General features: G+C 68.5%; 23 protein-coding genes. 15 read left to right on the top strand and 8 right to left on the bottom strand.

Features of this window, described 5'->3' with window-relative positions:
• Positions 1-75: 75 nt before the first annotated feature.
• Entirely contained in the window at positions 76-516 is a 441-nt protein-coding gene (gene dtd / locus AC5P65_RS02070; protein ID WP_019660769.1) for a D-aminoacyl-tRNA deacylase, read from the bottom strand.
• 60 nt (positions 517-576) lie between these two features.
• Between dtd and AC5P65_RS02065 the strand changes: the two genes are divergently transcribed.
• The 4 genes from AC5P65_RS02065 (at position 577) to AC5P65_RS02050 (ending at position 4,810) form a co-directional block, all read left to right on the top strand.
• Positions 577-1,497 (top strand): lauroyl acyltransferase, encoded by a 921-nt coding sequence (locus AC5P65_RS02065; RefSeq protein ID WP_019660770.1) that lies wholly within the window; start codon positions 577-579, stop codon positions 1,495-1,497.
• A gap of 65 nt (positions 1,498-1,562) precedes the next feature.
• Positions 1,563-2,699: a GTP cyclohydrolase II RibA gene (ribA, locus tag AC5P65_RS02060; RefSeq protein WP_019660771.1), complete on the top strand. Its 1,137-nt coding sequence runs from the start codon at positions 1,563-1,565 to the stop codon at positions 2,697-2,699.
• Positions 2,700-2,774: 75 nt separating this feature from the next.
• Positions 2,775-3,275, top strand: a complete 501-nt coding sequence (locus AC5P65_RS02055) for a PH domain-containing protein (protein WP_021203244.1) — start codon at positions 2,775-2,777, stop codon at positions 3,273-3,275.
• Positions 3,272-4,810, top strand: coding sequence for a PH domain-containing protein (locus AC5P65_RS02050; RefSeq protein WP_111098727.1), 1,539 nt, complete (start codon positions 3,272-3,274; stop codon positions 4,808-4,810). Before AC5P65_RS02055 ends, AC5P65_RS02050 begins: the two co-directional genes overlap by 4 nt.
• A 130-nt stretch (positions 4,811-4,940) precedes the next feature.
• Here AC5P65_RS02050 and AC5P65_RS02045 read toward each other — a convergent pair whose 3' ends face one another.
• Entirely contained in the window at positions 4,941-5,999 is a 1,059-nt protein-coding gene (locus AC5P65_RS02045) for a CDP-glycerol glycerophosphotransferase family protein (protein WP_111098728.1), read from the bottom strand.
• On the opposite strand from AC5P65_RS02045, the gene AC5P65_RS02040 reads away from it, so the two are divergent.
• Positions 5,998-6,804, top strand: a complete 807-nt coding sequence (locus AC5P65_RS02040; protein ID WP_021203241.1) for a glycosyltransferase family 2 protein — start codon at positions 5,998-6,000, stop codon at positions 6,802-6,804. The genes AC5P65_RS02045 and AC5P65_RS02040 overlap by 2 nt on opposite strands.
• Positions 6,805-6,834: 30 nt before the next feature.
• Here AC5P65_RS02040 and AC5P65_RS02035 read toward each other — a convergent pair whose 3' ends face one another.
• The 5 genes from AC5P65_RS02035 to def all read right to left on the bottom strand — a co-directional run bounded on the left by AC5P65_RS02035 (position 6,835) and on the right by def (position 12,868).
• Positions 6,835-8,091, bottom strand: coding sequence for an O-antigen ligase family protein (locus AC5P65_RS02035; RefSeq protein ID WP_021203240.1), 1,257 nt, complete (start codon positions 8,089-8,091; stop codon positions 6,835-6,837).
• A gap of 152 nt (positions 8,092-8,243) precedes the next feature.
• Positions 8,244-9,953, bottom strand: a complete 1,710-nt coding sequence (locus tag AC5P65_RS02030; RefSeq protein ID WP_111098729.1) for an ArnT family glycosyltransferase — start codon at positions 9,951-9,953, stop codon at positions 8,244-8,246.
• Between the two features lie 23 nt (positions 9,954-9,976).
• Positions 9,977-11,308: a 16S rRNA (cytosine(967)-C(5))-methyltransferase RsmB gene (gene rsmB, locus AC5P65_RS02025; RefSeq protein WP_021203239.1), complete on the bottom strand. Its 1,332-nt coding sequence runs from the start codon at positions 11,306-11,308 to the stop codon at positions 9,977-9,979.
• 3 nt (positions 11,309-11,311) lie between these two features.
• Entirely contained in the window at positions 11,312-12,235 is a 924-nt protein-coding gene (gene fmt / locus AC5P65_RS02020) for a methionyl-tRNA formyltransferase (RefSeq protein WP_111113035.1), read from the bottom strand.
• 120 nt (positions 12,236-12,355) lie between these two features.
• Positions 12,356-12,868: a peptide deformylase gene (gene def, locus AC5P65_RS02015; protein WP_111101735.1), complete on the bottom strand. Its 513-nt coding sequence runs from the start codon at positions 12,866-12,868 to the stop codon at positions 12,356-12,358.
• A 126-nt stretch (positions 12,869-12,994) separates the two neighbouring features.
• Between def and AC5P65_RS02010 the strand changes: the two genes are divergently transcribed.
• The 9 genes from AC5P65_RS02010 (at position 12,995) to AC5P65_RS01970 (ending at position 22,580) form a co-directional block, all read left to right on the top strand.
• Positions 12,995-14,128 carry a LysM peptidoglycan-binding domain-containing protein gene (locus AC5P65_RS02010; protein WP_111101734.1) on the top strand — a complete coding sequence of 378 codons (1,134 nt, stop codon included), beginning with the start codon at positions 12,995-12,997 and terminating at the stop codon, positions 14,126-14,128.
• A gap of 166 nt (positions 14,129-14,294) precedes the next feature.
• Positions 14,295-15,422, top strand: coding sequence for a DNA-processing protein DprA (gene dprA / locus AC5P65_RS02005; RefSeq protein ID WP_134735064.1), 1,128 nt, complete (start codon positions 14,295-14,297; stop codon positions 15,420-15,422).
• A 43-nt stretch (positions 15,423-15,465) separates the two neighbouring features.
• Positions 15,466-15,939: a DUF494 family protein gene (locus AC5P65_RS02000; protein ID WP_005411195.1), complete on the top strand. Its 474-nt coding sequence runs from the start codon at positions 15,466-15,468 to the stop codon at positions 15,937-15,939.
• 39 nt (positions 15,940-15,978) lie between these two features.
• Positions 15,979-16,731: a pilin gene (locus tag AC5P65_RS01995; protein WP_021203235.1), complete on the top strand. Its 753-nt coding sequence runs from the start codon at positions 15,979-15,981 to the stop codon at positions 16,729-16,731.
• 49 nt (positions 16,732-16,780) lie between these two features.
• Positions 16,781-17,713, top strand: a complete 933-nt coding sequence (locus AC5P65_RS01990; protein WP_019660784.1) for an RDD family protein — start codon at positions 16,781-16,783, stop codon at positions 17,711-17,713.
• A 192-nt stretch (positions 17,714-17,905) separates the two neighbouring features.
• Positions 17,906-20,389: a DNA topoisomerase I gene (locus AC5P65_RS01985; protein WP_111097654.1), complete on the top strand. Its 2,484-nt coding sequence runs from the start codon at positions 17,906-17,908 to the stop codon at positions 20,387-20,389.
• A gap of 97 nt (positions 20,390-20,486) precedes the next feature.
• Positions 20,487-21,077, top strand: coding sequence for an L-threonylcarbamoyladenylate synthase type 1 TsaC (gene tsaC / locus AC5P65_RS01980; protein ID WP_019660786.1), 591 nt, complete (start codon positions 20,487-20,489; stop codon positions 21,075-21,077).
• A gap of 43 nt (positions 21,078-21,120) precedes the next feature.
• Complete coding sequence (locus AC5P65_RS01975) at positions 21,121-21,798, top strand: DUF4124 domain-containing protein (RefSeq protein ID WP_111097653.1); 678 nt, start codon at positions 21,121-21,123, stop codon at positions 21,796-21,798.
• A gap of 35 nt (positions 21,799-21,833) precedes the next feature.
• Positions 21,834-22,580 carry a hypothetical protein gene (locus AC5P65_RS01970; protein WP_111097652.1) on the top strand — a complete coding sequence of 249 codons (747 nt, stop codon included), beginning with the start codon at positions 21,834-21,836 and terminating at the stop codon, positions 22,578-22,580.
• Positions 22,581-22,674: 94 nt separating this feature from the next.
• Here AC5P65_RS01970 and AC5P65_RS01965 read toward each other — a convergent pair whose 3' ends face one another.
• A complete protein-coding gene (locus AC5P65_RS01965) occupies positions 22,675-23,451 on the bottom strand; it encodes an SDR family oxidoreductase (RefSeq protein ID WP_021203230.1) in 777 nt (258 codons plus the stop codon).
• 111 nt (positions 23,452-23,562) lie between these two features.
• Between AC5P65_RS01965 and AC5P65_RS01960 the strand changes: the two genes are divergently transcribed.
• On the top strand, positions 23,563-23,775 hold the full coding sequence (locus tag AC5P65_RS01960; protein WP_111097651.1) for a hypothetical protein: 213 nt from the start codon (positions 23,563-23,565) through the stop codon (positions 23,773-23,775).
• Positions 23,776-23,778 lie beyond the last annotated feature (3 nt).

The raw sequence follows: 23,778 nt of genomic DNA, 5'->3' as shown, positions 1-23,778 counted from the left end.
CGGCTGGGTAGGAAATAGGGAACGTAGCATTATACCAGCCCGGGGCCCCGCCTGCCGGGCGGTGGTCCCGCAGGCTCAGGGCCGGAGAAGGAAGGTCACAGGACCGTCATTGACCAGGCTGACGACCATATGGGCACCAAACCGGCCTGTTTCCACCCCTGGCGCGTGATTTTCACGGCAGATCTCAACAAATTGATTGAACCCGCGTTCAGCCTCCTCCGGCGCTGCGGCGCTGGTGAAGCTCGGCCGCATGCCCGAACGGGTGTCAGCGGCCAGGGTGAACTGGCTGACCAGCAACAGGCCGCCGCCGGTGTCACGCAGCGACCGGTTCATTTTCCCGGCCTCGTCGGCGAACACCCGGTAGCCCAGCAGGCGCTCGGCCATCCGTCGCAGCTGGGCCTCGGTATCGCCCGGCTCCATGCCCACCAGCGCCAGCAGGCCTGGTCCGATCTGGCCCACGGTTTCATCATCTACATGGACAGCAGCCTGGCTGACACGCTGGATCAGGACGAGCATCTGGGCTTCCAATGAACAGGGCCGGCCACGATAGCAGCGCCCTTGGCTAAACTGGCGCCAATGAATCCGCAACGCAAAGCCCGGCTGGTCCACCGCGCCACCACCCTGTTCGCCCGCCTGCCCTGGCCGCTGCTGCGGGCGTTCGCGCGCACCCTGGCGTGGGCCTGGATCCGTCTCAATGCCCGTGAGAGCCGTGTCACCCGGCGCAACCTCGAACTGGCCTACCCCGACCTGGACAGTGCCGCGCGGGACCGCCTGCACCGCGATCTGCTGCGCTCGACCGCCCTGCAGGCCATCGAGACCCTGCGGCTGTGGAGCCAGAGGCCGGCCGACAACCTGCGCCTGCATCTGAAGCAGCGCCACGGCGAGGCCCTGTACGACGCAGCCCTGGCCAGCGGCAAGGGCGTGATCGTGGCCGCGCCGCACTTCGGCAACTGGGAGCTGCTGAACCAGTGGCTGGCCTCGCGCGGGCAGATCGCCATCGTCTACAAGCCGCCGGAGGACGAGGCCAGCGATGCCTTCCTGCAGCTGGTGCGCGGCGGCCAGAACGTGCAGCAGGTGCGCGCCGAGGGTCCGGCCGTGCGCCAGCTGTTCAAGGTGCTCAAGGACGGCGGTGCCACCGGCATCCTGCCCGACCAGCAGCCCAAGGCCGGCGACGGCGTGTTCGTGCCGTTCTTCGGCGTGCAGGCGCTGACCATGACCCTGGTCAACCGGCTGGCCGAGCGCACCGGCGCCACCGTGCTGTACGGCTGGTGCGAGCGCATCGGGCCGGACATGCAATTCGCCCTGCACATCGAACCGACCGACCCGGCCGTGGCCGACCCGGACCCGCAGGTGGCCGCCACCGCACTCAACGCCGGCATCGAGCGCATCGCCCGCCGCGACCCGGCGCAGTACCAGTGGACCTACAAGCGCTATACGTTGCGGCCGCCGGGCAGCGGCGAGGAAGACCCGTACGCAACTGAGGAACACCCCCACTGACGGCCGCCTGCGACCACTGGCCGCACCACGTTGAATACGACGCCGTCGCCCCCATAGAGACTGCGATGTCCGCCTCCCCCGGTCCTGCCATGCCTGCTGCTTCTTCCCTGTTCGGCGATCCGGCCGCGATCCGCTGTGAGCGCGCGGTGGCCGAACTGCGCGCCGGTCGCCCGGTGCTGCTCCACGATGGCCACGGCCAGCGCCTGGCGGTGATCGCGCTGGACAGCGCCACGGCCAGCAGCTTCGCTGCCTTCGCCAATGCCGCCCGCGAGCGGCATTACCTGTTCCTGACCGCCACCCGCGCCCGCGTGCTCGGCGTGGAGGCCCCGCAAGGCGCACGCCTGCCGCTGGCCGGCGTTGCCTTCGATGCCCTCCCCTCGCTGGGCTACCTGCGCGAGCCGGGCCCGATGCCCGACGGCTGGACGGCGGGCGATGCCTTCGATGCCGGCGCGGTGGAACTGGCCCGCCTGGGCCTGTTGCTGCCGGCGATGGTGGCGGTACGCCTGGACGTTGATGACCGCACCTTCGAGGGTGCCGCCGAGGTGGCCCTGTGCGACCTGGCCGAAGGCGCAGCACATGCAGCCCACGACTACGAACTGGTGGCGCGTTCGCCGGTGCCGCTGCGCGACGTCGGCATGACCACCTTCGCGGTGTTCCGCGGCGGCGTGGCCCAGCGCGACCAGGTCGCGATCATCGTCGGCGAACCGGACCTGTCGGCGGTGGTGCCGGTGCGCGTGCACTCCTCATGCCTGACCGGCGACCTGTTCGGTTCGCTCAAGTGCGACTGTGGTGACCAGCTGCGGCGCGGCCTGCGCAAGCTGAAGGAGCTGGGCGGCGGCGTGTTGCTGTACCTGGACCAGGAAGGCCGTGGCACCGGCATCGCAGCCAAGATGCGTGCCTACGGCTACCAGCACGACGGCCTGGACACCATCGACGCCGATGCGCAGCTCGGCTTCGGCGCCGACGAGCGCCGCTACGGCAGTGCGGTGGCCATGCTGCACGGCCTTGGCATTTCGCGCGTGGCGCTGCTCAGCAACAACCCGACCAAGGCACAGCGCCTGCGCAATGCCGGCATCGAGGTACTGGACTGCATTCCGGTCACCGGCGAGATCACCGCCGAGAACGAGCACTACCTGCGCACCAAGGCCGATCGCGCAGGACATCTGCTGGACGTGGATGCGCTGATCCAGGCTGCCCAGTAACGCAGCCGACCTGCTACCGTCTGCGCGGTGCGGCTACCGCCGCCACCGCTCGCCCTGCCACCTGACGGAGCCCGCGTGACCGACATCTCCCTGACCGCTCCGCCCGCCGACGCGTGGCAGTCGCTGCCGCGCCGCGCCGCGCGGCTGGCGGCATTGGAAGGCGCTTTCGGCGGCCTGTTTGTGCCAGGCCTGCCGCTGGCGGCTGCATGGTGGTTCTTCGATCTACCCGGCGGCGCGTGGGTCGCCGCCCTCGGGCTGCTGGCAGGGGCTGCATGTGGCGCATGGCTCAGCCACCGCCGCCTGGTCCGCACCCGTTGGCGGCTGGACGCACAGGGCCTGGGCCTGCGGCGAGACCTGATGTGGCAGCTGGAAACCCGTATTCCCATTTCGCGCGTACAACACCTGGACCTGCGCAGGGGCCCGCTGGAACGCCGTGCAGGACTTGCCACGCTGATCGTGCATACCGCCGGCACCCGCATGAGCGCGGTAACCGTGAGCGGCCTGGATGAAACCGACGCCGAGCGTCTGCGCGACACCCTTTCGCACCAGCTCGACCAGGACGCTGACGCCCTGTGAGCCTGCCACCGCCTCTGCCTGCAGCACTGCGCGCCGGTGGCGAGGACCACCGCCTGCACCCGTGGTCATGGCTGTTCGTGCTGCTGATGCAGCTGCGCCACTACTTCCTGCCGCTGGTCGCACTGCTGGTATTCGGTCAGCGCGGCGCCCACGATCCGATGTGGGCGCAGTTGATCCCACTGTCGGCGATCGCCGCGCTGGTCCTGGTCTCGGTGCTGCAGTACCTCAGCTACCGTTACCGCATCGGCAGCGATGCGATCACCGTGCGCAGCGGTCTGCTTGCGCGCAACCGGCGCGAGATTCCGTTCGCCCGCATCCACAACGTGGAAGTGCGGCAGAATCCGCTGCACCGGCTGTTCGGCGTGGCCGAGCTGCGCCTGGAGTCGGCCGGCGGCGTGCGCCCCGAAGCGGAAATGCGAGTGCTGAAGCTGGACCAGGCGCTGGCGCTGGAACGTCTCGTGCGCCAGCGCGGGCAGGCACCACAGGCCGCCGACGCTGTCCCCGCGCCTGCGGTCACCGTGGCCGACACCGAACACGTCCTGCTGCGCCTGTCCAGCTGGGACGTGATGCGCATGGGCCTGCTCTCCAATCGGGGCTGGGCACTGGCGGTTGCCGCCTTCGGCGTGCTGTTCCAGACCGTGCCGCGGCCGGTGATGGACGAAGCCATCCAACGTGGTGGCCGCGAGGCTTTCGGTTACGCCAGCCACCTGCACCCCGGCGTAGCAGGCGCTTTCCTGCTGCTGGCCGCCGCACTGCTGCTGGGCTGGCTGGCGCTGCGCGTGCTGTCGGTGGTACTGACCCTGCTGCGCTATCACGGCTTTACCCTCAGCGAGCAGGATCGCCGCCTGACCGTCTCCGCCGGTCTGCTCAGCCGCACCCGCAGCAGTGTCGCGCGTCGCCGCATCCAGGCCTGGACGCTGCGCGAAACCACCCTGCATCGCTGGTTCGGCCTGCGCCAGCTGCGCATCGACAGCGCTGCCGGTGGCCCTGCGCGCGATGAGGACCGCGCCCTGCGCGAGCTGGCACCACTGGCCCAGGCGACGCGCTGCGAGCAGCTGGTGCAGCACCTGTTGCCTCAGCTGCAGTGGCCGCCGACGCAATGGCACTCCATTCCGCAGCGTGGCTGGTGGCGGCTGTGCCTGGGAACGCTGCTGCTGGTACCCCTGCTGGCCGCAGCCGCGTACTGGCGCTGGGGGCCATGGGGCCTGCTGGTGCTGGCGTGGCTGCCGGTGGCGCTGCTGGTCGCTCATCGGCAGATGGCACGCATGGCCTGGCACCTGGACGAGCACTACGTGGCAGTGCGTGGCGGTTGGTGGAAGCGCTGGTGGCGCTGGGCCGAACTGGACAAGGTGCAGGGCCTGCGCCTGCTGCGTTCGCCGCTGGACAAGCTGTTGGGCACCAGCAGCCTGCAGCTGGATACTGCCGGCGCGCATGGCGATGTGGCATTGACCCTGCACCATCTGCCGCAGGCACAGGCGCAGCAGGTGATGGATCAGCTGGCTGCGGCGCTGGCGCGGCGCAAGCTGCGCTGGTAGGTAGTGCCGGCCGCTGGCCGGCAACCGCAGACATCCCCGAGCTTGCCGGCCAGCGGCCGGCATTACCGCGAGCGGGGGCGCGCATCCACGCACGGCATGGATCTACTCTAGAGCCGAGCCAATGCTCGGCTTACCGCTGCGACGGGCCCCAATAGCCCAGGTCCCTGCGGATCTGCAGATCACGCATCCAGCTGCCGAACGGCTTGCGCCGCAGCGCGCCCATTTCACCGGACAGGAAATCCTCGGTGGCCGCGATTACCCGCTCGCTGGACAGGCCGTCGCGGTACGGATGGATGGCATCGGCATAGCGCACGATCTCCGCCTGCAGCGCCGCGTCCGGGTGCAGCGCACGCGTCAGCATCGCCTCCAGCTGCGCAGGATCATTGAAGTCGATCATGTGTGGCTTGGGCACGCGGTTGCGGAAGGTCACCACCGGCTTGTGCTGCACGATGAACTCCGAAACGATCGACGAGGTATCCGACACCAGCACGTCAGCGGCGCGCTGCGCGGCCATCACCTGCTCCGGCTCGATGAAGCGGGCATTGGCACCGGCCAGCGCGCGGTAGCGTTCGAACAGGTCCTGCGGGCACTTCGGGTGCAGGGTGAGAAGCCAGTAATGGTCACCGGCGGCGATATCGGCGGCGATCTGCGGGTGCAGGTGCGGCGCTGCGCTCAGGCGCTCGGTGAAGGTCGAACCGAACAGGATCACCGGGCGTCCTCCAGCGGCGGCGCGCAGCGCGGCGCTCTCGCCACCATCGTCGCGGAACAGCGGATCCAGCTTCGGCCAGCCCGTCTCGGCCACCGCGAAGTGGCCCTGCAGGGCCGCGATCTCACGAAACGGCGCGGTGGTGGCCGGCCCCTGCGTGCAGTACAGGTCGAACATGCCGCGCACCCGGAAGTGGCCGCGCGCGCTGTCCCGCTTCTCCACGTTGAAGCCATGGAACAGCTGCACCTTGGCGCCCGAAAGGAACGTCGGCACCCAGTTGGCCGCGCTGAACACCGCCCGCGGACGCAGGGCCAGGGCCTGCTTCAGGCCCACGTTGGGCACCCCCGGCAGGCTGCTGCCGGCCGCGCCGTCCTCGAACCAGGCCGCTACCTCCTGCCCGGATGCGTGCAAGGCCTGCGCCAACGGGGCGAGAATAGGCAGCGCATAGCGCTCCGTCGCAAACAACAGGTACCCGGCCATCATGTCCTCCACGACCGCTCCCATCGAACGGCCTCGCATCTCGGCGTGCATTATCGCGTTCAACGAGGCCGGGCGCATCGGCGACTGCCTGGCCTCGCTGGCGTTCTGCGATGAGATCGTGGTGGTGGACTCGTACTCCACCGATGCCACCGTCGCCATCGCCGAAGCTGCCGGCGCCCGTGTTCTGCAGCGCCGGTTCGACGGTTTCCGCAGCCAGAAGGCATTCTGCGTCGAGCAGGCCCGCCACGACTGGGTACTGTGCCTGGATGCCGACGAACGGATCAGTCCGGAACTGCGCGCGGCCATCGAACAGGCCCGCGACAGTGGCTTCAGCGGCCATGCCGGCTACCGTTTCGCCCGCCTGTCGGAGTATTTCGGCAGGTTCCTGCGCCATGGCAACGCCTACCCGGACCGAGTGTTGCGCCTGTTCGACCGCCGCCAGGGCGGCTGGCGCGGCAAGCGCGAGATCCACGAGGCTGCCAGCGTCGACGGCAGCGTCGGTACCCTGCGTGGCGACCTGGTCCACTATCCGTACCGCTCATTGCAGCAGCAGCTGGCCAAGACCGAGAAATACGCGCGGATGATGGCCGAGCACGAGTTCGCACGCGGCAAGCGGGCCACGCTGGGCAAGCTGGTGCTGGCGCCGGCCTGGCGGTTCTGGCGCGGCTTCCTGTTCCGTGGCGGCTTCCGCGACGGCTGGCATGGACTGGTCTATGCCTACGTACGCGCCAACTACGTGCGGCAGAAAACCATCATGCTGTGGATGCTGGGCAACGGCCAGGCCGTGGCTGACCCGCCGAACCCCTGATCGCCCGGCCCTGTCCGGGGCGCCGCTGGATCACGCCCCGGTGATTGCCCGGTGGCGCGCGCCCTCGACGATCGACAGGCCGGTCAGCAGGCCGACCAGGGTCACGTAGAAACTGGCTGTCATCTGGTGCGCGAACATCGACTGGGTCAGGCCGCACAGTGCGTAGGTGATCACCAGCATGATGCCGGCTGCGGCCGGCCCCCGGAAGGTCGACCGTCCGCTGCGGCGATGCAGGCGCACGAACAACCAGAGCGGGATGCCATACACCGCCAGCAACAGCAGCAGGCCCGGTACGCCCTGGGTCGCTGCCCATTCGGCAACATCGTTGTGCGCATGCCCCAGGTGGCAACGCAACTCTTCCGGGTTCTCACGGCAGACCGGCACGCGCAGCATCGCGCTGTCGAAATGACCGATGCCAACACCCACCAGCGGGTGGTCGAGGAAGGTCTCCCAGGCCACCTGCAGGCGTTCCACGCGGGCACCGGCGGAAGAATCACTGTCGCCCAACTCCATCCGCTGCACGTCACTGTGCAGCTCGCTCAGGCGGACCTGGTGGCGCAGTTCCGGTACCGACAGCAGCAGGGTCGCACCGATCGCCAGCATGCCTGCCAGCACCGACAGGCGCGCCGCGCCAGTGCGCCAGCGCAGGCTCAACGTCAGCACCACCAGCAGCGCCAGCAAGGCGGCGAACACACCGCGGCTGCCGGTCAGCACGATGGTGCCGCAGCCGGCCGCCATGCCGAGGATCACCAGCGACCAGCGCCGCGACGGGCGACAGAACACCAGCAGCACCATCAAAACCATCACGATGTCGGCCAGCACGATGGCGTTGGTGAACAACTCTGCGCGCGGGGCGCCACCCAGCACCTGCCACAGTGACATCGCGAAGGCGGCGAGCAGGCCGGTCAATGATCCGTACCAGAGCCACCGCACGTCGGGACGCAGCGCGCAGACCCACAGCGCGATCCACGGGATCACCACGAACCGCGACCGGTTGTCGACGTCACGCAGGCCCTGCTCGAACAACACTACCGACATTAGGCCGAGCGCCAGCACCGCCAGCATCAGCCAGGCCAGCACTTTCACCGGCTGGCCGGCCATCCCGCGCGCGCGCCACAGCAGCTCCGGCGCCAGCAGCGTGCTCAGCAGCAGCAGCAGGCCATACGGCAACAGGTTGATGGGCACGGTCAGCACCAGTGCCGGCAGGCAGAACAGGCCCAGTTGGGCCAGCCCATGCGCCACCCGCTGACGTCCGCCGGCGGGAACGCCCAGCGGATCGCCGGCCATGAGGTTCAGGTTGTCCGGTGAAGCTGGCACGTCGGGAAGTATCGCTGCAATCGGCTGGAAAGAACGGGAAGGGGCGGTGCAGGCCATCCCGGCCTGCTGTTTTACTGCCTTTGACCCCGCTTGGGCAGACTGGACAAGCAGGAAGGGGGGGACTAGTCATGTTCCTGCAGACGCCGTTCACGTTCCCGCTCCTCTGCGGTGACCACGCAGGGCACCTTCACCGCCGTCGCCGGCACCAGCCACCAGCGCCGCCGGTTGGCTACGCCGGCCAGTTCAGAGCGGCTGCGGTCGACGCACGACAGCATTGCGTACTCGTGGACCAGCAACCAACGGCGTTCGGGCGCAAGCCGCTGCCAGCGCGTGGCCGCAATCAGCTGCTCGTCCCAGTCCGACTCGAAACCGAAGGTCGCTGCGGGGCGGTCGGCCAGCAGCAGATGCTGCTCCTTCCAGGCCACCAGCCCAAGCTCGGCATCCGGGCCCAGCCGTGTACCAACCGTGCGCATCAGGCCGCGGGCGGAACTGGAATCGTTCAGCAGCGGGTAGCCGACCAGGCTGTACAGCACCCAGACCATCGCCAGGGTCGACACCAGCGCCAGATGCCGGCGACGACCGCAGGCCAGCAGGCTCAATGCGCCCCACACGCCCATCGCCAGGATCGTCCAGGCCAGCGCGTCGACGGCGCCGGGCGCCAGTCCGCGGCTGTGGGTCAGGCGCAGCTCGAAGGCCGGGTCGCCCAGCACCGCCATCGCGCCAGCCAGGACCAGGCCCAGTGACAGCAGGCCGGTGAACACTCCCACCACGGCCTGCACATCGCGCCGCTTCAGCAGCCCCGGCAGCAACGGCGCCAGCGCCAGGCAGAACATCGGCAGCGCCGGCAGGATGTAGACATCGCGCTTGCCGTCGGGGATCGAGAAGAACAGCACCACCATCAACCACCAGGACAGCGGCAGCAGATAGCGCGGATCGCGCCGGCGCAGCCGCCGCAACCAAGCCGGAAGCGCCCACGGCAGCAGCAGGAACGCGGGGATCCACATCGACGGCATGATCGCCAGGAAGTACCACCAGGGCTGGTGGTGGTCCCACGAGTGCGTATAGCGACGCGCCGTCTGCTGGAACAGGATGTCGTCCATGTACGCGCGGTATTCGTCCGAACCGGTGGCAAAACCGGCCAGCAGCATCGGCGCCAGCCACAACGACACCGCCAGCAGGAAGGCCAGCGGCGCCAGCCAGAAGCGGGCATCGCGCGCGTGCAGTGCCACCCGTGGCCATTGCAGTACCGCAGCGGTCACCGCCGGCACGATCATCAGCAGCGCCAGCATGCCCACGCCCTTGGTGATCACGCCGATGCCAGCGAAGAACCAGCCCAGCCACCACCAGCGCCAGCCTGGTCCCAGCAACAGGTGGCGCAGCAGGCCGTAGTTGGCCAGGGTGATGAACAGCAGCAGCAGTGGATCGATCTGCGCCTTCTTCGCCTGGAACGTGAACTGCAGCGCGAACAGCAGCGCCCAGCCGGCGTAAAGCCCCACCCGCCGTGTCCACAGCCGCCGCCCGAGGTCGACCACGCACCACAGCGTACCCAGTGCCGCCAGCAGCGACGGCAGCAGGAAGGCCACGCGCCACTGCCCGACCAAGCCGTACAGCGTAGCCTGCCACCACATCAGCATCGGCGGCTTGTCCGAATACAACTCGGTACCGCGGTGCGGGAACAGCCAGTGGCCGCTGTCGACCATCTGCTTGGCCACCAGCGCAAAGCGCGGCTCGTCCGATGGCCACGGATCACGAAGGCCCAGCCCGGCCCCCAGCAGCAGCAGGGCCATCGCCACGAACAACCACGTCTCGCGCGACGCGCGGGAATTCAGCATGGGACTCGGAACGTCAGCGGGGGTCAGGCTGTTTTTAGCAGACGCGCGTAAAAGAATCCGTCAGCATCGCTGTCACCCGGCAGTCGCTGGCGCGCGATTCCCTCGCAGTCCAGGCCGAATCGGTCATCCAGCGGCTCTGCCACCGCGTCCGGGTGCCATTTCAGGAACGCCCGCACCTGGTCGATGTTCTCCGCACGCAGGATCGAGCAGGTGGCATACAGCAGCACGCCGCCCGGACGCAGCATCGACCAGCAGGCCTCCAGCAGGCGGGCCTGCACACCGACCAGCGCATCGATATCCTCGGCACGTCGGTGGAACATCACATCCGGCTGCCGCCGGATCACGCCGGTGGCCGAGCACGGGGCATCGAGCAGGATCGCGTCGAACGGCACGCCATCCCACCAGGCACCCGGATCACTGGCATCGGCAGCCAGGGTCTGCGCATGCTCGCCCACGCCAGTGCGAACGTAGGTGTCACGTGCACGGGCCAGGCGGCGCGCGTCGATATCCAGCGCCAGCAGGCGCAGGCCGGGGTCGCGCTCCAGCAGGTGCGCCGACTTGCCACCGGGGGCCGCACAGGCGTCCAGCACGCGGGCACCGGCCGCCGGGGCCAGCGCGTCGGCCGCACACTGCGCCGACAGGTCCTGCACCGAGATGGCGCCTTCGGCGAAGCCGGGCAGCTGATTCACGGCAACCGGCGAGGCCAGGCGCAACGCGTCGGCGCTGAGCGGACTGGCTTGCGCGGTAATGCCAGCTTCGGCCAGCGTCGCCAGTGCCTTGTCGCGGCCGCCCTGCTGGCGGTTGGCGCGCAACCACAACGGCGCCGGCTGCAGGCTGGCGGCAAAGATCGCCTCGGCCTGGGCCGGCCAGTCGCGCTCGACGGCATCGGCCAGCCACGCCGGGAAGGCATCGCGCGCAGGCTGTTCCGGGAAACCTTCGCGCTGCGCGCGGCGCAGGATCGCATTGACCAGGCCCGCCTGGCGCTCACGACCCAGGGCACGCGCGGCATCGACCGTGGCCGACAACGCCGCGTGCGCCGGCAACGCCAGCACGTCCAGTTGGGCGAACCCGACCATCAGCAGCGTGCGCAGGTCGGCATCACGCGCCGACAGCGGCTTCTGCATCCACGACTGCAGCGCCGCGTCATAGGTACTGCGGCGGCGCAGGACGGCGAAGCACAGCGCTTCCAGCAGCGCGCGGTCGCGGCTGTCGGCCAGCTTCGGCAGCGCCCAGGCCAGTTCGGCCTTCAGCGACCGGCCACGGGTGAACACCTGTGCCAGCACGCGTGCGGCCAGCATGCGCGTGGCCGCTCCCGGCGCCGCCTTGGCGACGGAGAAATCGTTCTGCTTCGACACCGCTTATGCTCCCACGCGCAGATCGCGGCGGGCGTTGAGGTAGTCGGCCGCAGTAATCGCCTTGCCACCTTCCCGCTGCAGTACACGCAGGCGCAGTGCGCCCTGGCCACAGGCGATGTCGATGCCATCACGGCCGGCGGCCAGCACCGTGCCCGGCGCCTGGCCGTGGTCTGCCTCCAGTGCCACCGCGCCATGGATGCGCACGCGTTCGCCGGCCAGCGTTGCCTCGGCGATCGGCCACGGATTGAACGCGCGCACGGTACGCGCCAGCGCGCCGGCGTCCTGCGCCCAGTCCAGCCTGGCTTCGGCCTTGTCCAGCTTGTGCGCATACGTCACGCCCTGTTCCGGCTGCGGCCGCGCGATCGGCTTGATGCCCGCGCGCAGCAGGCCCAGGCCATCGGACAACACCTGGGCACCAAGCTCGGCCAGCTTGTCATGCAGCTGGCCGCCGGTATCGGTGGCCGCGATCGGCAGTTCCTGGTGCAGCAGCACCGGGCCGGTGTCCAGGCCGGCCTCCATCTGCATGAGGCAGACGCCGGTCTTCGCATCGCCGGCCTGGATCGCACGCTGGATCGGCGCGGCACCGCGCCAGCGCGGCAGCAGCGAGGCATGCACGTTCCAGCAGCCATGGGTCGGAATGGCCAGCACCGCCTTGGGCAGGATCAGGCCATAGGCCACTACCACCATCAGATCCGGCTGCAGGTCGCGCAGCTGCTGCTGGGCGGCCGCGTCCTTCAGCGACTCCGGCTGGTAGACCGGAATGCCACGGGCCACGGCTTCCAGCTTGACCGGCGACGGCGCCAGGCCACGGCCACGGCCGGCCGGACGATCAGGCTGGGTGTAGACGGCCACGACCTCATGATGGCGCGCAGCCGCGCGCAGCGATGACACCGCGAATTCCGGCGTACCGGCAAAGACAATCCTCATGGCTACCCCACTTGCAGGATGGATTCGTGCAGGAAAGAAAACGGCGCCGTCGGCCGGCGCCGTACAGCCCGCGCTTGCCGCGCAGGCGCGGGCCACCCGAAGGGTGGCCCGGATTGGCGATCACGCCACGTGCTTGCGCTGCTTGGCCAGCTTCTTGCGCACCATCTCGCGCTTGAGCGGCGACAGATAGTCGATGAACAGCTTGCCGTCCAGGTGATCCATCTCATGCTGGATGCAGGTGGCCAGCACTTCGCCGGCTTCCATCTGCTGTTCCTGGCCGTTGCGGTCCAGGTATTTCACGGTGATGGTATCGGCACGGGTGACGTCAGCGAAGATGCCCGGAACCGACAGGCAGCCTTCCTGGTACACCCGGCCCCCGTCCTTGGCGACGATCTCCGGGTTGATGAACACCTGCGGTTCATTCTTTTCTTCGCTGACGTCGATGACCATGAAGCGCTTGTGCACGTCCACCTGGGTGGCAGCCAGGCCGATGCCCGGCGCGTCGTACATGGTCTGGAACATGTTGTCGATCAGTTCCTGGAAGGCCGGCGTGGTGACTTCAGCAGCGTCGATCAACGCGGCCTTGGTACGCAGGCGCGGATCGGGGAACTCGAGAATGGGGAGAAGGGCCATGGCTGTTTCCGGGTAATGGGCCGGCACGCCGGCATACGTCGCAGATTCTAGCTCCAACGCTTGCCTTGCGCCCCGGTTTCTGGACTATAGTGCGCGGACCTGTTGGGGAATCAGGGCTTCACACCTATGTTGCTTCGTTTTCGTACGGTCGTCGCCGCGGCGATGCTGACCGTGGCTGCCTATGCTACCGCCGTGGAAGTGAATGGCGGGCACCCGGACACCTATGTGGTCCGAAAAGGGGATACGTTGTGGGATATCGCCGCACGTTTCCTGCAGAAGCCCTGGCTGTGGCCGGAGATCTGGCAGGCCAATCCACAGATCGCCAATCCGCACCTGATCTATCCCGGTGACGTGCTCAGCCTGGCCTACCTGGACCGGGTGACCGTCGCTGCCAAGCCCGGCCCGCGCCAGGAAGCCCCGATCGATGCCATTCCGCTGGCCCAGGTCGAGCCGTTCCTGAAGCAGCTGAGCGTGGTCGACAGCATCGACCAGCTGCCCTACGTGGCCGGCCTGGAAGAAGAGCGCCTGCGCGTCACCAGCGGCAGCGCGGTGTACGTGCGCCTGGCCGACGCCCAGCTGGGCCAGCGCTGGGCCGTGGTCCGCCCGACCGTGCGCTACGCCCAGCCCAAGCCGACCGAGGACCTGACCGCCAACGGCGACGTCACCCCGGGCAGCGGCAACCTGTGGCGGGCCTACAACGCCCCCAACCACCGCCGCGGCGTGCTTGGCTATGAGCTGGCCCAGGTCGCCACCGGCACCATCACCCACGTCGCCGGCGGCAAGGTCGAGGTGTCCACCCTGGTGCTGGACAAGAACGAGGGCGGCCGCGAGGTACGTGCGGGCGACCGCCTGGTCCCGGTCGAGGCCAGGCCCTACGACCTGCAGTTCATCCCCCATGTCCCGGCCGCCGGTGTCGAGGGCGTCGACGTGCGCGTGCTGGCCGTTGCCGACATGTTCACCGCTGGTGGGCCGCGCGACGTGATCGCGATCTCCGCAGGCCGCGCGCAGGGCGTGGACAACGGCACCGTGTTCTCGCTGTGGCGCCCGGGCCGCCACGTGGCGCACCGCATGAAGTACCCGAACTCCTCGCGCATGGATGATTCGCTCAGCACCGGCGCCGGCCGCGTCTCGCTGCCGGACGAATACGCCGCACACGCCATGGTGTTCCGTACCTTCGACAACGTCAGCTACGCACTGGTGATGCAGGGCGTGAAGCCGGTGCGCGTGGGATACAACGCACTGCACCCGGATGCGCGGTAGAGTCGACTGTTAGTCGACTGCTCTTCACCGCCCCCCGAAAGCGCCCGCGCTGCGCGCGGTAGTCGACTGACAGTCGACTCTACAGGGGCGGTCTCCGGCAAAGTCTGACAGCCACATGCGAAGGCGCCCTAGGGCGCCTTTGTTGCATGCGCTCGATAGTGGGGGGATGACCAACCAAGCTGACGAGGCGCTGCTGCGCCTGTTGATGGCAGGCGGCGCGCTGGCACCACGGCGGGCCCTGCTGCAGGCCGCAGGCAGGGCGGAAATCGCGATCGCGCAGGGTGCCGCGAACTGGCGCGCGCACGGTTGCACGCCAGAGCAGTGCGCCGCACTGGACCGCCCCGACGCCCGGGCCTTGGCCGTGGCACGGCGCTGGCTGGAAGACGACAACCAGCACCTGCTGGCCTTCACCGATCCGACCTTCCCCCCGCCCCTGCTGGATGTCCCCAATCCCCCCCTTGCGCTGTTCATCGCCGGCGACCCCAGCCGGGCCTGGCGCCCATCGGTTGCGCTGGTCGGCAGCCGCTCGCCAACGCCGGGCGGACGCGCGCTGGCAGCCCGGTTTGCCGGCTGCTTCGTCGACGCCGGGCTGGCGGTGACCAGCGGCCTGGCGGCGGGCATCGATGCCGCCGCCCACCAGGCCACGCTGGACGCGGGGGGCTGCACCGTGGCGGTGATCGGCACCGGACCGGACCGCGCCTATCCGGACAGCCACGCCCGGCTGCAGGCGCGCATCGCCGCCGAAGGCGTGGTGCTCAGCGAGTACCTGCCCGGCACGCCCGCACGCCCCGGCCACTTTCCTGCCCGCAACCGGCTGGTAGCCGGGCTGGCCCTGGCCACGGTGGTGGTCGAGGCCGCCCAACGCTCGGGTGCCCTGATCACCGCACGCCTGGCCGCCGAGGCCGGCCGCGAGGTCTGCGCCCTGCCCGGCTCGGTGCTCAATCCGCGCGCTGCGGGCTGCCACAGGCTGATCCGCGAGGGTGCCGCACTGGTCGAGCGCCCGGAGGAGGTCCTCGAACTGCTGGCCCCCGCCCTCCGCCAGCAGCTGCCGGGCTTGCAATCACGGCTGGCCACCCCCACTGAACAGGCACCGCCTGCACGCCTGCCGGCGCACTGGGCCGACGACCCTGACTACCAGTGCTTGTGGCGGGCGCTGGAGCACAACCCAAGCAGTATGGATTCACTGATCACACGCTGTGGATTGACGGCGCCCCAGGTGTCCTCCATGCTGCTGGCCATGGAACTGGCGGGAATCGTGGTGTGCGTACACGGCCGCTACTGTCGAACTCCCTAGTTTCTTCACCTCCACAGCGTCGCGCGACGCAGGCCGAGGGGCAATGAAAGAGAGCATCCTGGATGTACTGCTGTACCTGTTTGAACACTATTTCAGCGAAGATGCGGACCTGATCCGTGACCGCGATTCGCTCCAGAACGGCCTGATCCAGGCCGGTTTCAGCCCAACCGAGATCAACAAGGCGTTCGACTGGCTCGATGCCCTGGCCGCGCAGCGGCCGAGCGTGGCCCAGGCTCGGGTCGATGGCCCCGTGCGCGTGTACCACGGCCCCGAGCTGGACAAGCTGGACGTGGAATGCCGCGGGTTCCTGCTGTACCTGGAACAGCACGGCATCCTCGATGCCGACCAGCGCGAGCTGGTGCTGGACCGGGCAATGGCCCTGGACCAGGACGAACTGGACCTGGACGACCTGAAGTGGGTCGTGCTGATGGTGCTGTTCAACCAGCCCGGCTCCGAGGCGGCGTATGCCTGGATGGAGACGCAGATGTTCATGGACGAGCCAGAACCCCTGCACTGACCGTACACTTGGGGGCATAGCGCATTCAGGAGCGTCCCCGTGAGCGAGTGGTTCCATGCAGAAGGCAACCGGCAGCAAGGCCCGCTGCCGGCGGAACAGTTGGTCGAGTTGTTCCGCAACAACCAGATCTCCCTGGACACCCTGGTCTGGCGCGACGGCCTGCCGCAATGGCAGCCGTTGCGCACCGTGGTCGACGAGCTCGGCCTGATCGTGCCGGCGCTGGACGCCGCTGCACCGCCCGTGGAACCCGAACCGGAGCCGGCAGCACCGCCTCCGCCGCAGCCACCGGTGCTGCCACCGTCCACGCCCTACGCCACCAGCGCAGCGGCCAGCGCCCTGCCGACGCCGAAGAAGAAGCTGTCCGGCTGCGCCCTGACCGCCATCATCGGCGGCGGCCTGCTGCTGGTGCTGGTACCGATCGTGGCCATCCTGGCCGCCATCGCGCTGCCCGCCTACAACGACTACACCCTTCGCGCCAAGGTCGCCGGCGCAGTGACCGCACTGCAGCCGCTGAAGGACCAGGTGCAGCATTTCGCCGATGACGAAGGCCGCTGCCCGGGTGGCAACGACGCCGGCTTCCCGGCCCCGGGTGATTTCGCCCATGCAGGGCTGTCAGCGGTGAACATCGGTCGCTTCAACAACGGCCACTGCGGCATCGAAGCCACCCTGGCGCTGCCCGGCAAGAGCCTCGATGGCGATCTGCTGTGGCTGGAATACGATCGCGACAGCGGCCGCTGGGAATGCAGCGGCGAGAGCAACGACAAGTACCTGCCGCCGTCGTGCCGCGGCTGAACCGCGCGCACGCCAGCACCTCCAAGGATGATTCAACAGGGAACATGCAATGACTGAGTGGTACTACGCCGAAGGACAGCAACGCCAGGGCCCGCTGCCGGTCCAGGAGATCCGCCAGCGCTTCCAGCGCGGCCAGCTCAACCTGGACACCCTGGTCTGGCGGGAGGGCATGGCCCAGTGGGCTGCGCTGCGGCAGATGGTCGACGAGCTCGGCCTGCAGACGCTGGCCGATGCCAGCACTGCCAGCAGCAGCGGCGGGTTCGACCTGCGCAGCGACTACGCCGCCATCGACAGCGGCACCGCACCGCTGCCCGGCACCGGCGCGCTCAGCAGCTCGCCTTACAGCGCTCCAGCGGCCACCAGCAGCGGTGGCCACGCGCAGCCGGTGGTTGGCGGTGAAGTGGTCTACGCAGGCTTCTGGAAGCGTGTGGCGGCCTACATGATCGATTACTTCGTGCTGGTCGTCCCCGGCAGCATCATCGGTGCCATTCTTGGTGCGATACTCGGCGCCAGCATGGGCGCGGTGGGCAGCGGCGAATCGGCCATCGAGATCGTTGCCCAGCTGGCCAGTGCCCTGATCAACCTCGGCATCGGCATGGCCTACTACACCTGGTTCCATGCCTCGCAGGGCGGCGCCACGCTGGGCAAGATGGCAGTCGGTATCAAGGTGGTGCGCGGCAACGGCGAACGCCTGACCAAGGCCCGCGCATTTGGTCGCTACTGGGCCATGCTGCTGAGCAGCTTCACGCTCGGCATCGGTTTCCTGATGGCCGCCTTCACCGAACGCAAGCAGGGCCTGCACGACATGGTCTGCGACACCCTCGTGGTCGACCGCTGGGCCTACACCGACCAGCCGCAGCTGCAGCGCCGGGAGCTGGGCACGGTAACCGTACTGGTGCTCGTGCTGACCGGCCTGCTGTCTCTGGTCGGCCTGGCCCTGCTGGTGTTCGCGGTAGGCTTCATCGCCAAGATGGCCTCGTGAACGGCCATCCTCACGCCTGGCTGCTTGACACGGGTCGGCCGGGCGTGATTCCTCTAATAAGGTGAAACCTGAACGCCCGGCACATTACCGGGCGTTCAGTTTATGGATTTGCCCGTGGCCGCTTCACTAATGCGGCCGTTTGCTCCACCCTAGCGGCCCCTTCTCCCGGTCCGCCCACAGACCTCTCCCGACATGCCCAAGCACCTGCTCATCGTCGAATCGCCAGCCAAGGCCAAGACGATCAACAAATACCTCGGCAAGGACTACACCGTCCTGGCCTCGTATGGGCATGTGCGTGACCTAATCCCGAAGGAAGGCGCGGTCGACCCGGACAACGGGTTCGCCATGCACTACGACGTGATCGACAAGAACGAAAAGCATGTCGATGCGATCGCCAAGGCCGCCAAGGGTGCCGACGACATCCTGCTGGCAACCGACCCGGATCGCGAAGGTGAAGCGATCAGCTGGCACATCGCCGAGATCCTGAAGGAACGCGGGCTGGTCAAGGACAAGCCGATGCAGCGCGTGGTGTTCACCGAGATCACCCCGCGCGCCATCAAGGAAGCGATCAGCCAGCCGCGCGCGATCGCCAGCGACCTGGTCGATGCCCAGCAGGCGCGCCGCGCGCTGGACTACCTGGTCGGCTTCAACCTGTCGCCGGTGCTGTGGCGCAAGGTCCAGCGCGGCCTGTCCGCAGGCCGCGTGCAGAGCCCGGCGCTGCGCATGATCGTCGAGCGCGAGGAAGAGATCGAAGCCTTCGTCGCCCGCGAATACTGGTCGATCGCGGCCGAATGCGCGCACCCGTCGCAGCACTTCAACGCCAAGCTGGTCAAGCTGGACGGGCAGAAGTTCGAGCAGTTCACCATCACCGACGGTGACACCGCCGAAGCCGCCCGCCTGCGTATCCAGCAGGCCGCGCAGGGCTCGTTGCATGTCACCGACGTGGCCAGCAAGGAGCGCAAGCGCCGTCCCGCGCCACCGTTCACCACCTCGACCCTGCAGCAGGAAGCCTCGCGCAAGCTCGGCTTCACCACCCGCAAGACCATGCAGGTTGCGCAGAAGCTGTATGAGGGCGTGGCCATCGGCGACGAAGGCACCGTCGGCCTGATTTCGTACATGCGTACCGACTCGGTGAACCTGTCGCAGGACGCGCTGGCGGAAATCCGCGACGTGATCGCCCGCGACTACGGCATCGCCTCGCTGCCGGACAAGCCCAACACCTACCAGACCAAGTCGAAGAACGCCCAGGAAGCGCACGAAGCGGTGCGCCCGACCTCGGCCCTGCGCACCCCGGCCCAGGTCGCACGCTTCCTCACCGACGACGAGCGCCGCCTGTACGAACTGATCTGGAAGCGCGCCGTCGCCTGCCAGATGATCCCGGCCACGCTCAATACCGTCAGCGTCGACCTGTCGGCCGGCAGCGAGCACGTGTTCCGTGCCAGCGGCACCACGGTGGTGGTGCCCGGCTTCCTGGCCGTATACGAGGAAGGCAAGGACAGCAAGAGCGCCGAGGACGAGGACGAAGGCCGCAAGCTGCCGGCGATGAAGCCGGGCGACCGCGTGCCGCTGGAACGCATCCAGGCCGAACAGCATTTCACCCAGCCGCCGCCGCGCTACACCGAAGCGGCGCTGGTGAAGGCGCTGGAAGAGTACGGCATCGGTCGTCCCTCGACCTACGCCTCGATCATCCAGACCCTGCTGTTCCGCAAGTACGTGGAAATGGAAGGCCGCAGCTTCCGCCCGTCCGACGTCGGCCGCGCGGTGTCCAAGTTCCTGTCCAGCCACTTCACCCAGTACGTGGACTACGACTTCACGGCCAAGCTCGAAGACGAGCTTGATGCCGTTTCGCGTGGCGAAGAAGAGTGGATTCCGCTGATGGCTCGCTTCTGGGAGCCGTTCAAGGAACTGGTGGAAGACAAGAAGGAATCGGTCGACCGCGCCGAGGCCAGTGGCGCGCGCGAGCTTGGCACCGATCCGAAGACAGGCAAGCCGGTCAGCGTGCGTCTGGGCCGCTTCGGGCCGTATGCCGCCATCGGCAGCACCGCCGAGGACGCCGAGGAGAAGCCGAAGTTCGCCTCGCTGCGCCCTGGCCAGTCGATGCACACCATCTCCCTGGAAGACGCGCTGGAGCTGTTCCTGATGCCGCGCGCGCTGGGTGAGGACAAGGGCGAGCCGGTCAGCGTCGGGATTGGCCGCTTCGGGCCGTTCGCCAAGCGTGGCAGCACCTACGCCTCGCTGAAGAAGGAAGACGACCCGTACACCATCGACCTGGCCCGTGCCGTGTTCCTGATCGAAGAGAAGGAAGAGATCGCGCGCAACCGGATCATCAAGGAATTCGAGGGCAGCGACATCCAGGTGCTGAACGGCCGCTTCGGCCCGTATATCAGCGACGGCAAGATGAACGGCAAGATCCCCAAGGACCGCGAGCCGGCATCGCTGACCTTGGCCGAAGTGCAGCAGCTGATGGAAGAAACCGGCAAGCCGGTGCGCAAGGGCTTCGGCGCCAAGAAGGCGGCAGCGAAAAAGGCACCGGCCAAGAAGGCGGCAGTGAAGAAGGAAGCGGCGCCGAAGAAGGCTGCTGCCAAGAAGGCGCCGGCAAAGAAGGCGGTGAAGAAGGCCGCCGCAAAGAAGGCCCCGGCGAAGAAAGCCGTCAAGAAGGCCGCTGCGAAGAAGTAGATCCACGCCATGCGTGGATGAGGGGCAAGGTGTGCGGACCAGCGGTCCGCACCTACCGTCCGCGCCGACCACCCCTTCTGCACGCAGCAGGGGGATAATGGAGGCCCACGCCGGGCCGGTCGCCGCCATGAAAGAACTCACCCTGGACTCTGCTGTCGCCACGCTCCGCGCCGGCGGCGTGATCGCCTACCCGACCGAAGCGGTCTGGGGCCTGGGCTGTGATCCCTCGCAGGAAGCGGCAGTGCACATGGTGCTGCGGCTGAAGCAGCGACCGATCGAGAAAGGCATGATCCTGGTCGCGGCCGAGCTGGCGCAGCTGGAAGGCTGGGTGCGCCTGCAGGCGCTGCCCGACGCCCGCCAGCGCGCGGTACTGGCCAGCTGGCCCGGCGCCAACACCTGGATCCTGCCCGCTGGCCCGCGCGCGCAGCCCTGGGTCACCGGCGAACACAGCGGCATTGCGGTGCGCATCAGCGCGCACCCGCTGGTGGCCGAACTCTGCCGCGCCTGGGGCGGCCCGCTGGTCTCCACCAGCGCCAATCTGGCCGGCGAACCACCGGCGCGCAGCCGCGAAGAGCTGGATCCGCGCCTGCTGCGCCTGCTCGACGGCATCCTTGACGGACAGACCGGTGGCCTGGCCCAACCCACCCCCATACGCGACGCGCTCAGCGGCAACGTGCTGCGCTCCTGAGCCGCCGATTGCACTGCCGCGGACAATCACGCACGCTGCCGCCATGAGCCTGCTGCGCGCCACCTTCAGCCTGTGCCTGCTGCTGCCGTGGACGGCGTCCGCAGCCGAAGACGTGCGGGTGTACCGCTGCGTTTCCAGCAACGGGGCCGTGGCCCTGCAGGACACGCCCTGCAACAGCGGCCGCCAGCAGGTTCGCGACCTGCAGCGCCCGCGCGATCCCGCTCCACGGGTGGTGCGCAGTGATGCCCCGCCTGCGCCGCCCGGCGAAACCCCGGTCATCCGCGAGCGCGAAGTCCGCCACGTCTACATCCAGCCGCCGCAGCCGATGTACGAATGCGTGAGCGATGATGGCCGACGCTATACCAGCGACAACAACGAAGGCAATCCGCGCTGGGTGCCGTTGTGGACCAGTGTCTGGCTGCCACACGCCCATCACGGCCCGGCCTACCCCGGACCGCGCCCGGCCACCGGCACGCCGATCGGCGAAGGCGCGGGTTATCGTCCCCCCTCGATCGGCATGGGCGTGCAGGTTCCGGCCGGCAGCGTGCTGGTCCGCGACAGCTGCCATGCGTTGCCGCCGCAGGAAGTCTGTGCGCGACTGCGTGATCGCCGCTGGGAACTGGATCGCCGGTACAACAGTGCGCTGCAGAGTGAACGCACCGCCTTCAGCAACGAACAGCGCGGCATCGATGCGCGCCTGTCGCGCGATTGCGAACGCTGACCGCAGCAAGCCGCCGCAGCCTGTACGCTGTACGCATGAACCGAGTGATCTGGCTGCTCCTGGTGCTGCTGCCTGGAAGCGCATTGGCCGAAGAGGGCGTGATCTACCGCTGTACCTCCAGCAGCAGTGACATCCCTACCCTGCAGCGCACGCCGTGCCCCACTGGCAGCAAGCAGCAGGTGCTGCGCATACCCGGCAAGGGCAACGCGCAGCCGGCCGCCGCTGCCCCTGTGGCCGCTGAACCTGCCCCCACCCCGGTGGAAACACCCGCGCCGCTGCCGGCCAACCCGGGTGTTGCGCCTGCGGCCCCAGCGAAGGCACGACGCGCGGACGAAGGACGCACGATCATGGAAGCAGGCATGGTCGAACACGAAGGAGACGACCAGATCCTTGACAGCGCGACGCTGCGTCGCGATGCCGAGGCCCGTGCTGCTGGAAGTGACGGTTCACCGAAGCCGCCGCTTCCTCCTATCTTCCAGTGCACCGACAGCCAGGGCGGCGGCTACCTGTACGAGTACGAGGCTGCGCCAGGTCGCTGCGAGCTGATGACAGTACAGGGCCTTGGCGGAGTGACGCCGGTGAATGCCGCCAGCTGTGAAGTGGTGCGCGATCAGTGCGAAGCGCTTCCCGAAGCGCAGCGCTGCGGTGCCTGGCAGCAGCGCTTCCGCGATGCCCGCGGCCGGGAGCGCTTCGCCGCGCCCGAGAACCGCGACAGCGCGCGCAAGGACCGCGAGCGGTTGCAGGGTGTGCTGGAGGCCAGCAACTGCCCGGTGCCGGGGTGACCGCCATCCGGTAGTGCCGGCCGCTGGCCGGCAACTGCAATCAACTGAATATCCTGTGGTTGCCGGCCAGCGGCCGGCACTACCCTTCCGAAGATCAGAACCCGTAGCGCAGGAAGCCGCCGTCCACCGCGATGCACTCGCCGGTAACGTAGCTGGCTGCCGGCAGGCACAGGAAGCCCACGGCCGCAGCCACTTCCTCCGGCTCGCCGATACGACGCATCGGCGTGCGATCGATCACTTCCTCGTAGTAGTCCGGGTCCGACAACGGGCCGGACGTGCGCCGGGTACGGATGTACCACGGTGCCACTGCGTTGACGCGGATGCCATCTTCGGCCCACTCGACGGCCAGGTTGCGGGTCATCTGGTGCATCGCCGCCTTGGTCATGCCGTAGACCACGCCACTGCGCACATGGGTCAGGCCGGACACGCTGCCGACGTTGACGATGGACGACGACGCGTGGCGTGCCAGCAGCGGATGTGCGTAGCGCGACAGCTCGAACGCCGAGAACAGGTTGGTCTCGAAGATCTTGCGCCACTCGTCTTCGGAGTACTCGGTGGCCGCCTTGGTGACGTTGCCGCCGGCGTTGTTTACCAGGATATGCAGGCCATCGCTGTGGTCCTCCACCCAGTCCAGGATCTGGCGGCGGTCCTCGTCGTCGGAAACATCGGCGGCCAGCGCATGCACCTGCATCTGCGGATACACATCCAGCAACTCGTCGCGCGCGGTCTCCAGCATGTCGATATCGCGGCCGACGATCATCAGGTCGGCACCGAACCCGGCCAGTTCATGCGCGATGGCCAGGCCGATGCCGGCACTGGCGCCGGTGATCAGGGCAGTCTGGCCGTCCAGCCGCCACCGTTGCTGGGTCATGAGTCCTCCGGGGCCGCGCCCGCTGTGTTTCGATGCAACAAGGATACGCGCTCACGGCCGCCCCCTGCCGAGGATGCGACACTGCCCGCACGCCCATCACGGAGTGCCGCCATGCGCATCCTGGTCCTGTCCACGTCCCTGCTGGCCACCGTGCTGCTGTCCGCCTGCCAGCGCCCGCCAACGCCGAACCCGGAGAAGCCACCGGTGCCCAAGGCGATGGCGCGCGCGATGCAGGGGCCGCTGGACCGCGCCAAGGGCGCGCAGAAATCCGTCGATGACGCCGCTGCGGGCGAGCGCAAGGCCGAGGCCGACGCGACGCAGTGACCT

This window comes from Stenotrophomonas sp. YJH_SMC_48-3 (assembly GCF_059369375.1).
The sequence above is the reverse complement of the archived record's forward strand: the minus strand, read 5'-3'. Positions and strand labels throughout refer to the sequence as shown.

Coding starts and splice junctions, on each gene's coding strand:
- tsaC (WP_019660786.1), top strand. CDS start 20,487: ATGGAGGCCCACGCCGGGCCGGTCGCCGCCATGAAAGAACTCACCCTG.
- AC5P65_RS02030 (WP_111098729.1), bottom strand. CDS start 9,953: ATGCTGAATTCCCGCGCGTCGCGCGAGACGTGGTTGTTCGTGGCGATG.
- fmt (WP_111113035.1), bottom strand. CDS start 12,235: ATGAGGATTGTCTTTGCCGGTACGCCGGAATTCGCGGTGTCATCGCTG.
- AC5P65_RS02010 (WP_111101734.1), top strand. CDS start 12,995: ATGTTGCTTCGTTTTCGTACGGTCGTCGCCGCGGCGATGCTGACCGTG.
- dprA (WP_134735064.1), top strand. CDS start 14,295: ATGACCAACCAAGCTGACGAGGCGCTGCTGCGCCTGTTGATGGCAGGC.
- AC5P65_RS02065 (WP_019660770.1), top strand. CDS start 577: ATGAATCCGCAACGCAAAGCCCGGCTGGTCCACCGCGCCACCACCCTG.
- AC5P65_RS02045 (WP_111098728.1), bottom strand. CDS start 5,999: ATGATGGCCGGGTACCTGTTGTTTGCGACGGAGCGCTATGCGCTGCCT.
- AC5P65_RS01960 (WP_111097651.1), top strand. CDS start 23,563: ATGCGCATCCTGGTCCTGTCCACGTCCCTGCTGGCCACCGTGCTGCTG.
- def (WP_111101735.1), bottom strand. CDS start 12,868: ATGGCCCTTCTCCCCATTCTCGAGTTCCCCGATCCGCGCCTGCGTACC.
- AC5P65_RS02035 (WP_021203240.1), bottom strand. CDS start 8,091: ATGGCCGGCGATCCGCTGGGCGTTCCCGCCGGCGGACGTCAGCGGGTG.
- AC5P65_RS01975 (WP_111097653.1), top strand. CDS start 21,121: ATGAGCCTGCTGCGCGCCACCTTCAGCCTGTGCCTGCTGCTGCCGTGG.
- AC5P65_RS01985 (WP_111097654.1), top strand. CDS start 17,906: ATGCCCAAGCACCTGCTCATCGTCGAATCGCCAGCCAAGGCCAAGACG.
- AC5P65_RS01990 (WP_019660784.1), top strand. CDS start 16,781: ATGACTGAGTGGTACTACGCCGAAGGACAGCAACGCCAGGGCCCGCTG.
- AC5P65_RS02000 (WP_005411195.1), top strand. CDS start 15,466: ATGAAAGAGAGCATCCTGGATGTACTGCTGTACCTGTTTGAACACTAT.
- AC5P65_RS02040 (WP_021203241.1), top strand. CDS start 5,998: ATGTCCTCCACGACCGCTCCCATCGAACGGCCTCGCATCTCGGCGTGC.
- AC5P65_RS01965 (WP_021203230.1), bottom strand. CDS start 23,451: ATGACCCAGCAACGGTGGCGGCTGGACGGCCAGACTGCCCTGATCACC.
- AC5P65_RS01970 (WP_111097652.1), top strand. CDS start 21,834: ATGAACCGAGTGATCTGGCTGCTCCTGGTGCTGCTGCCTGGAAGCGCA.
- dtd (WP_019660769.1), bottom strand. CDS start 516: ATGCTCGTCCTGATCCAGCGTGTCAGCCAGGCTGCTGTCCATGTAGAT.
- ribA (WP_019660771.1), top strand. CDS start 1,563: ATGTCCGCCTCCCCCGGTCCTGCCATGCCTGCTGCTTCTTCCCTGTTC.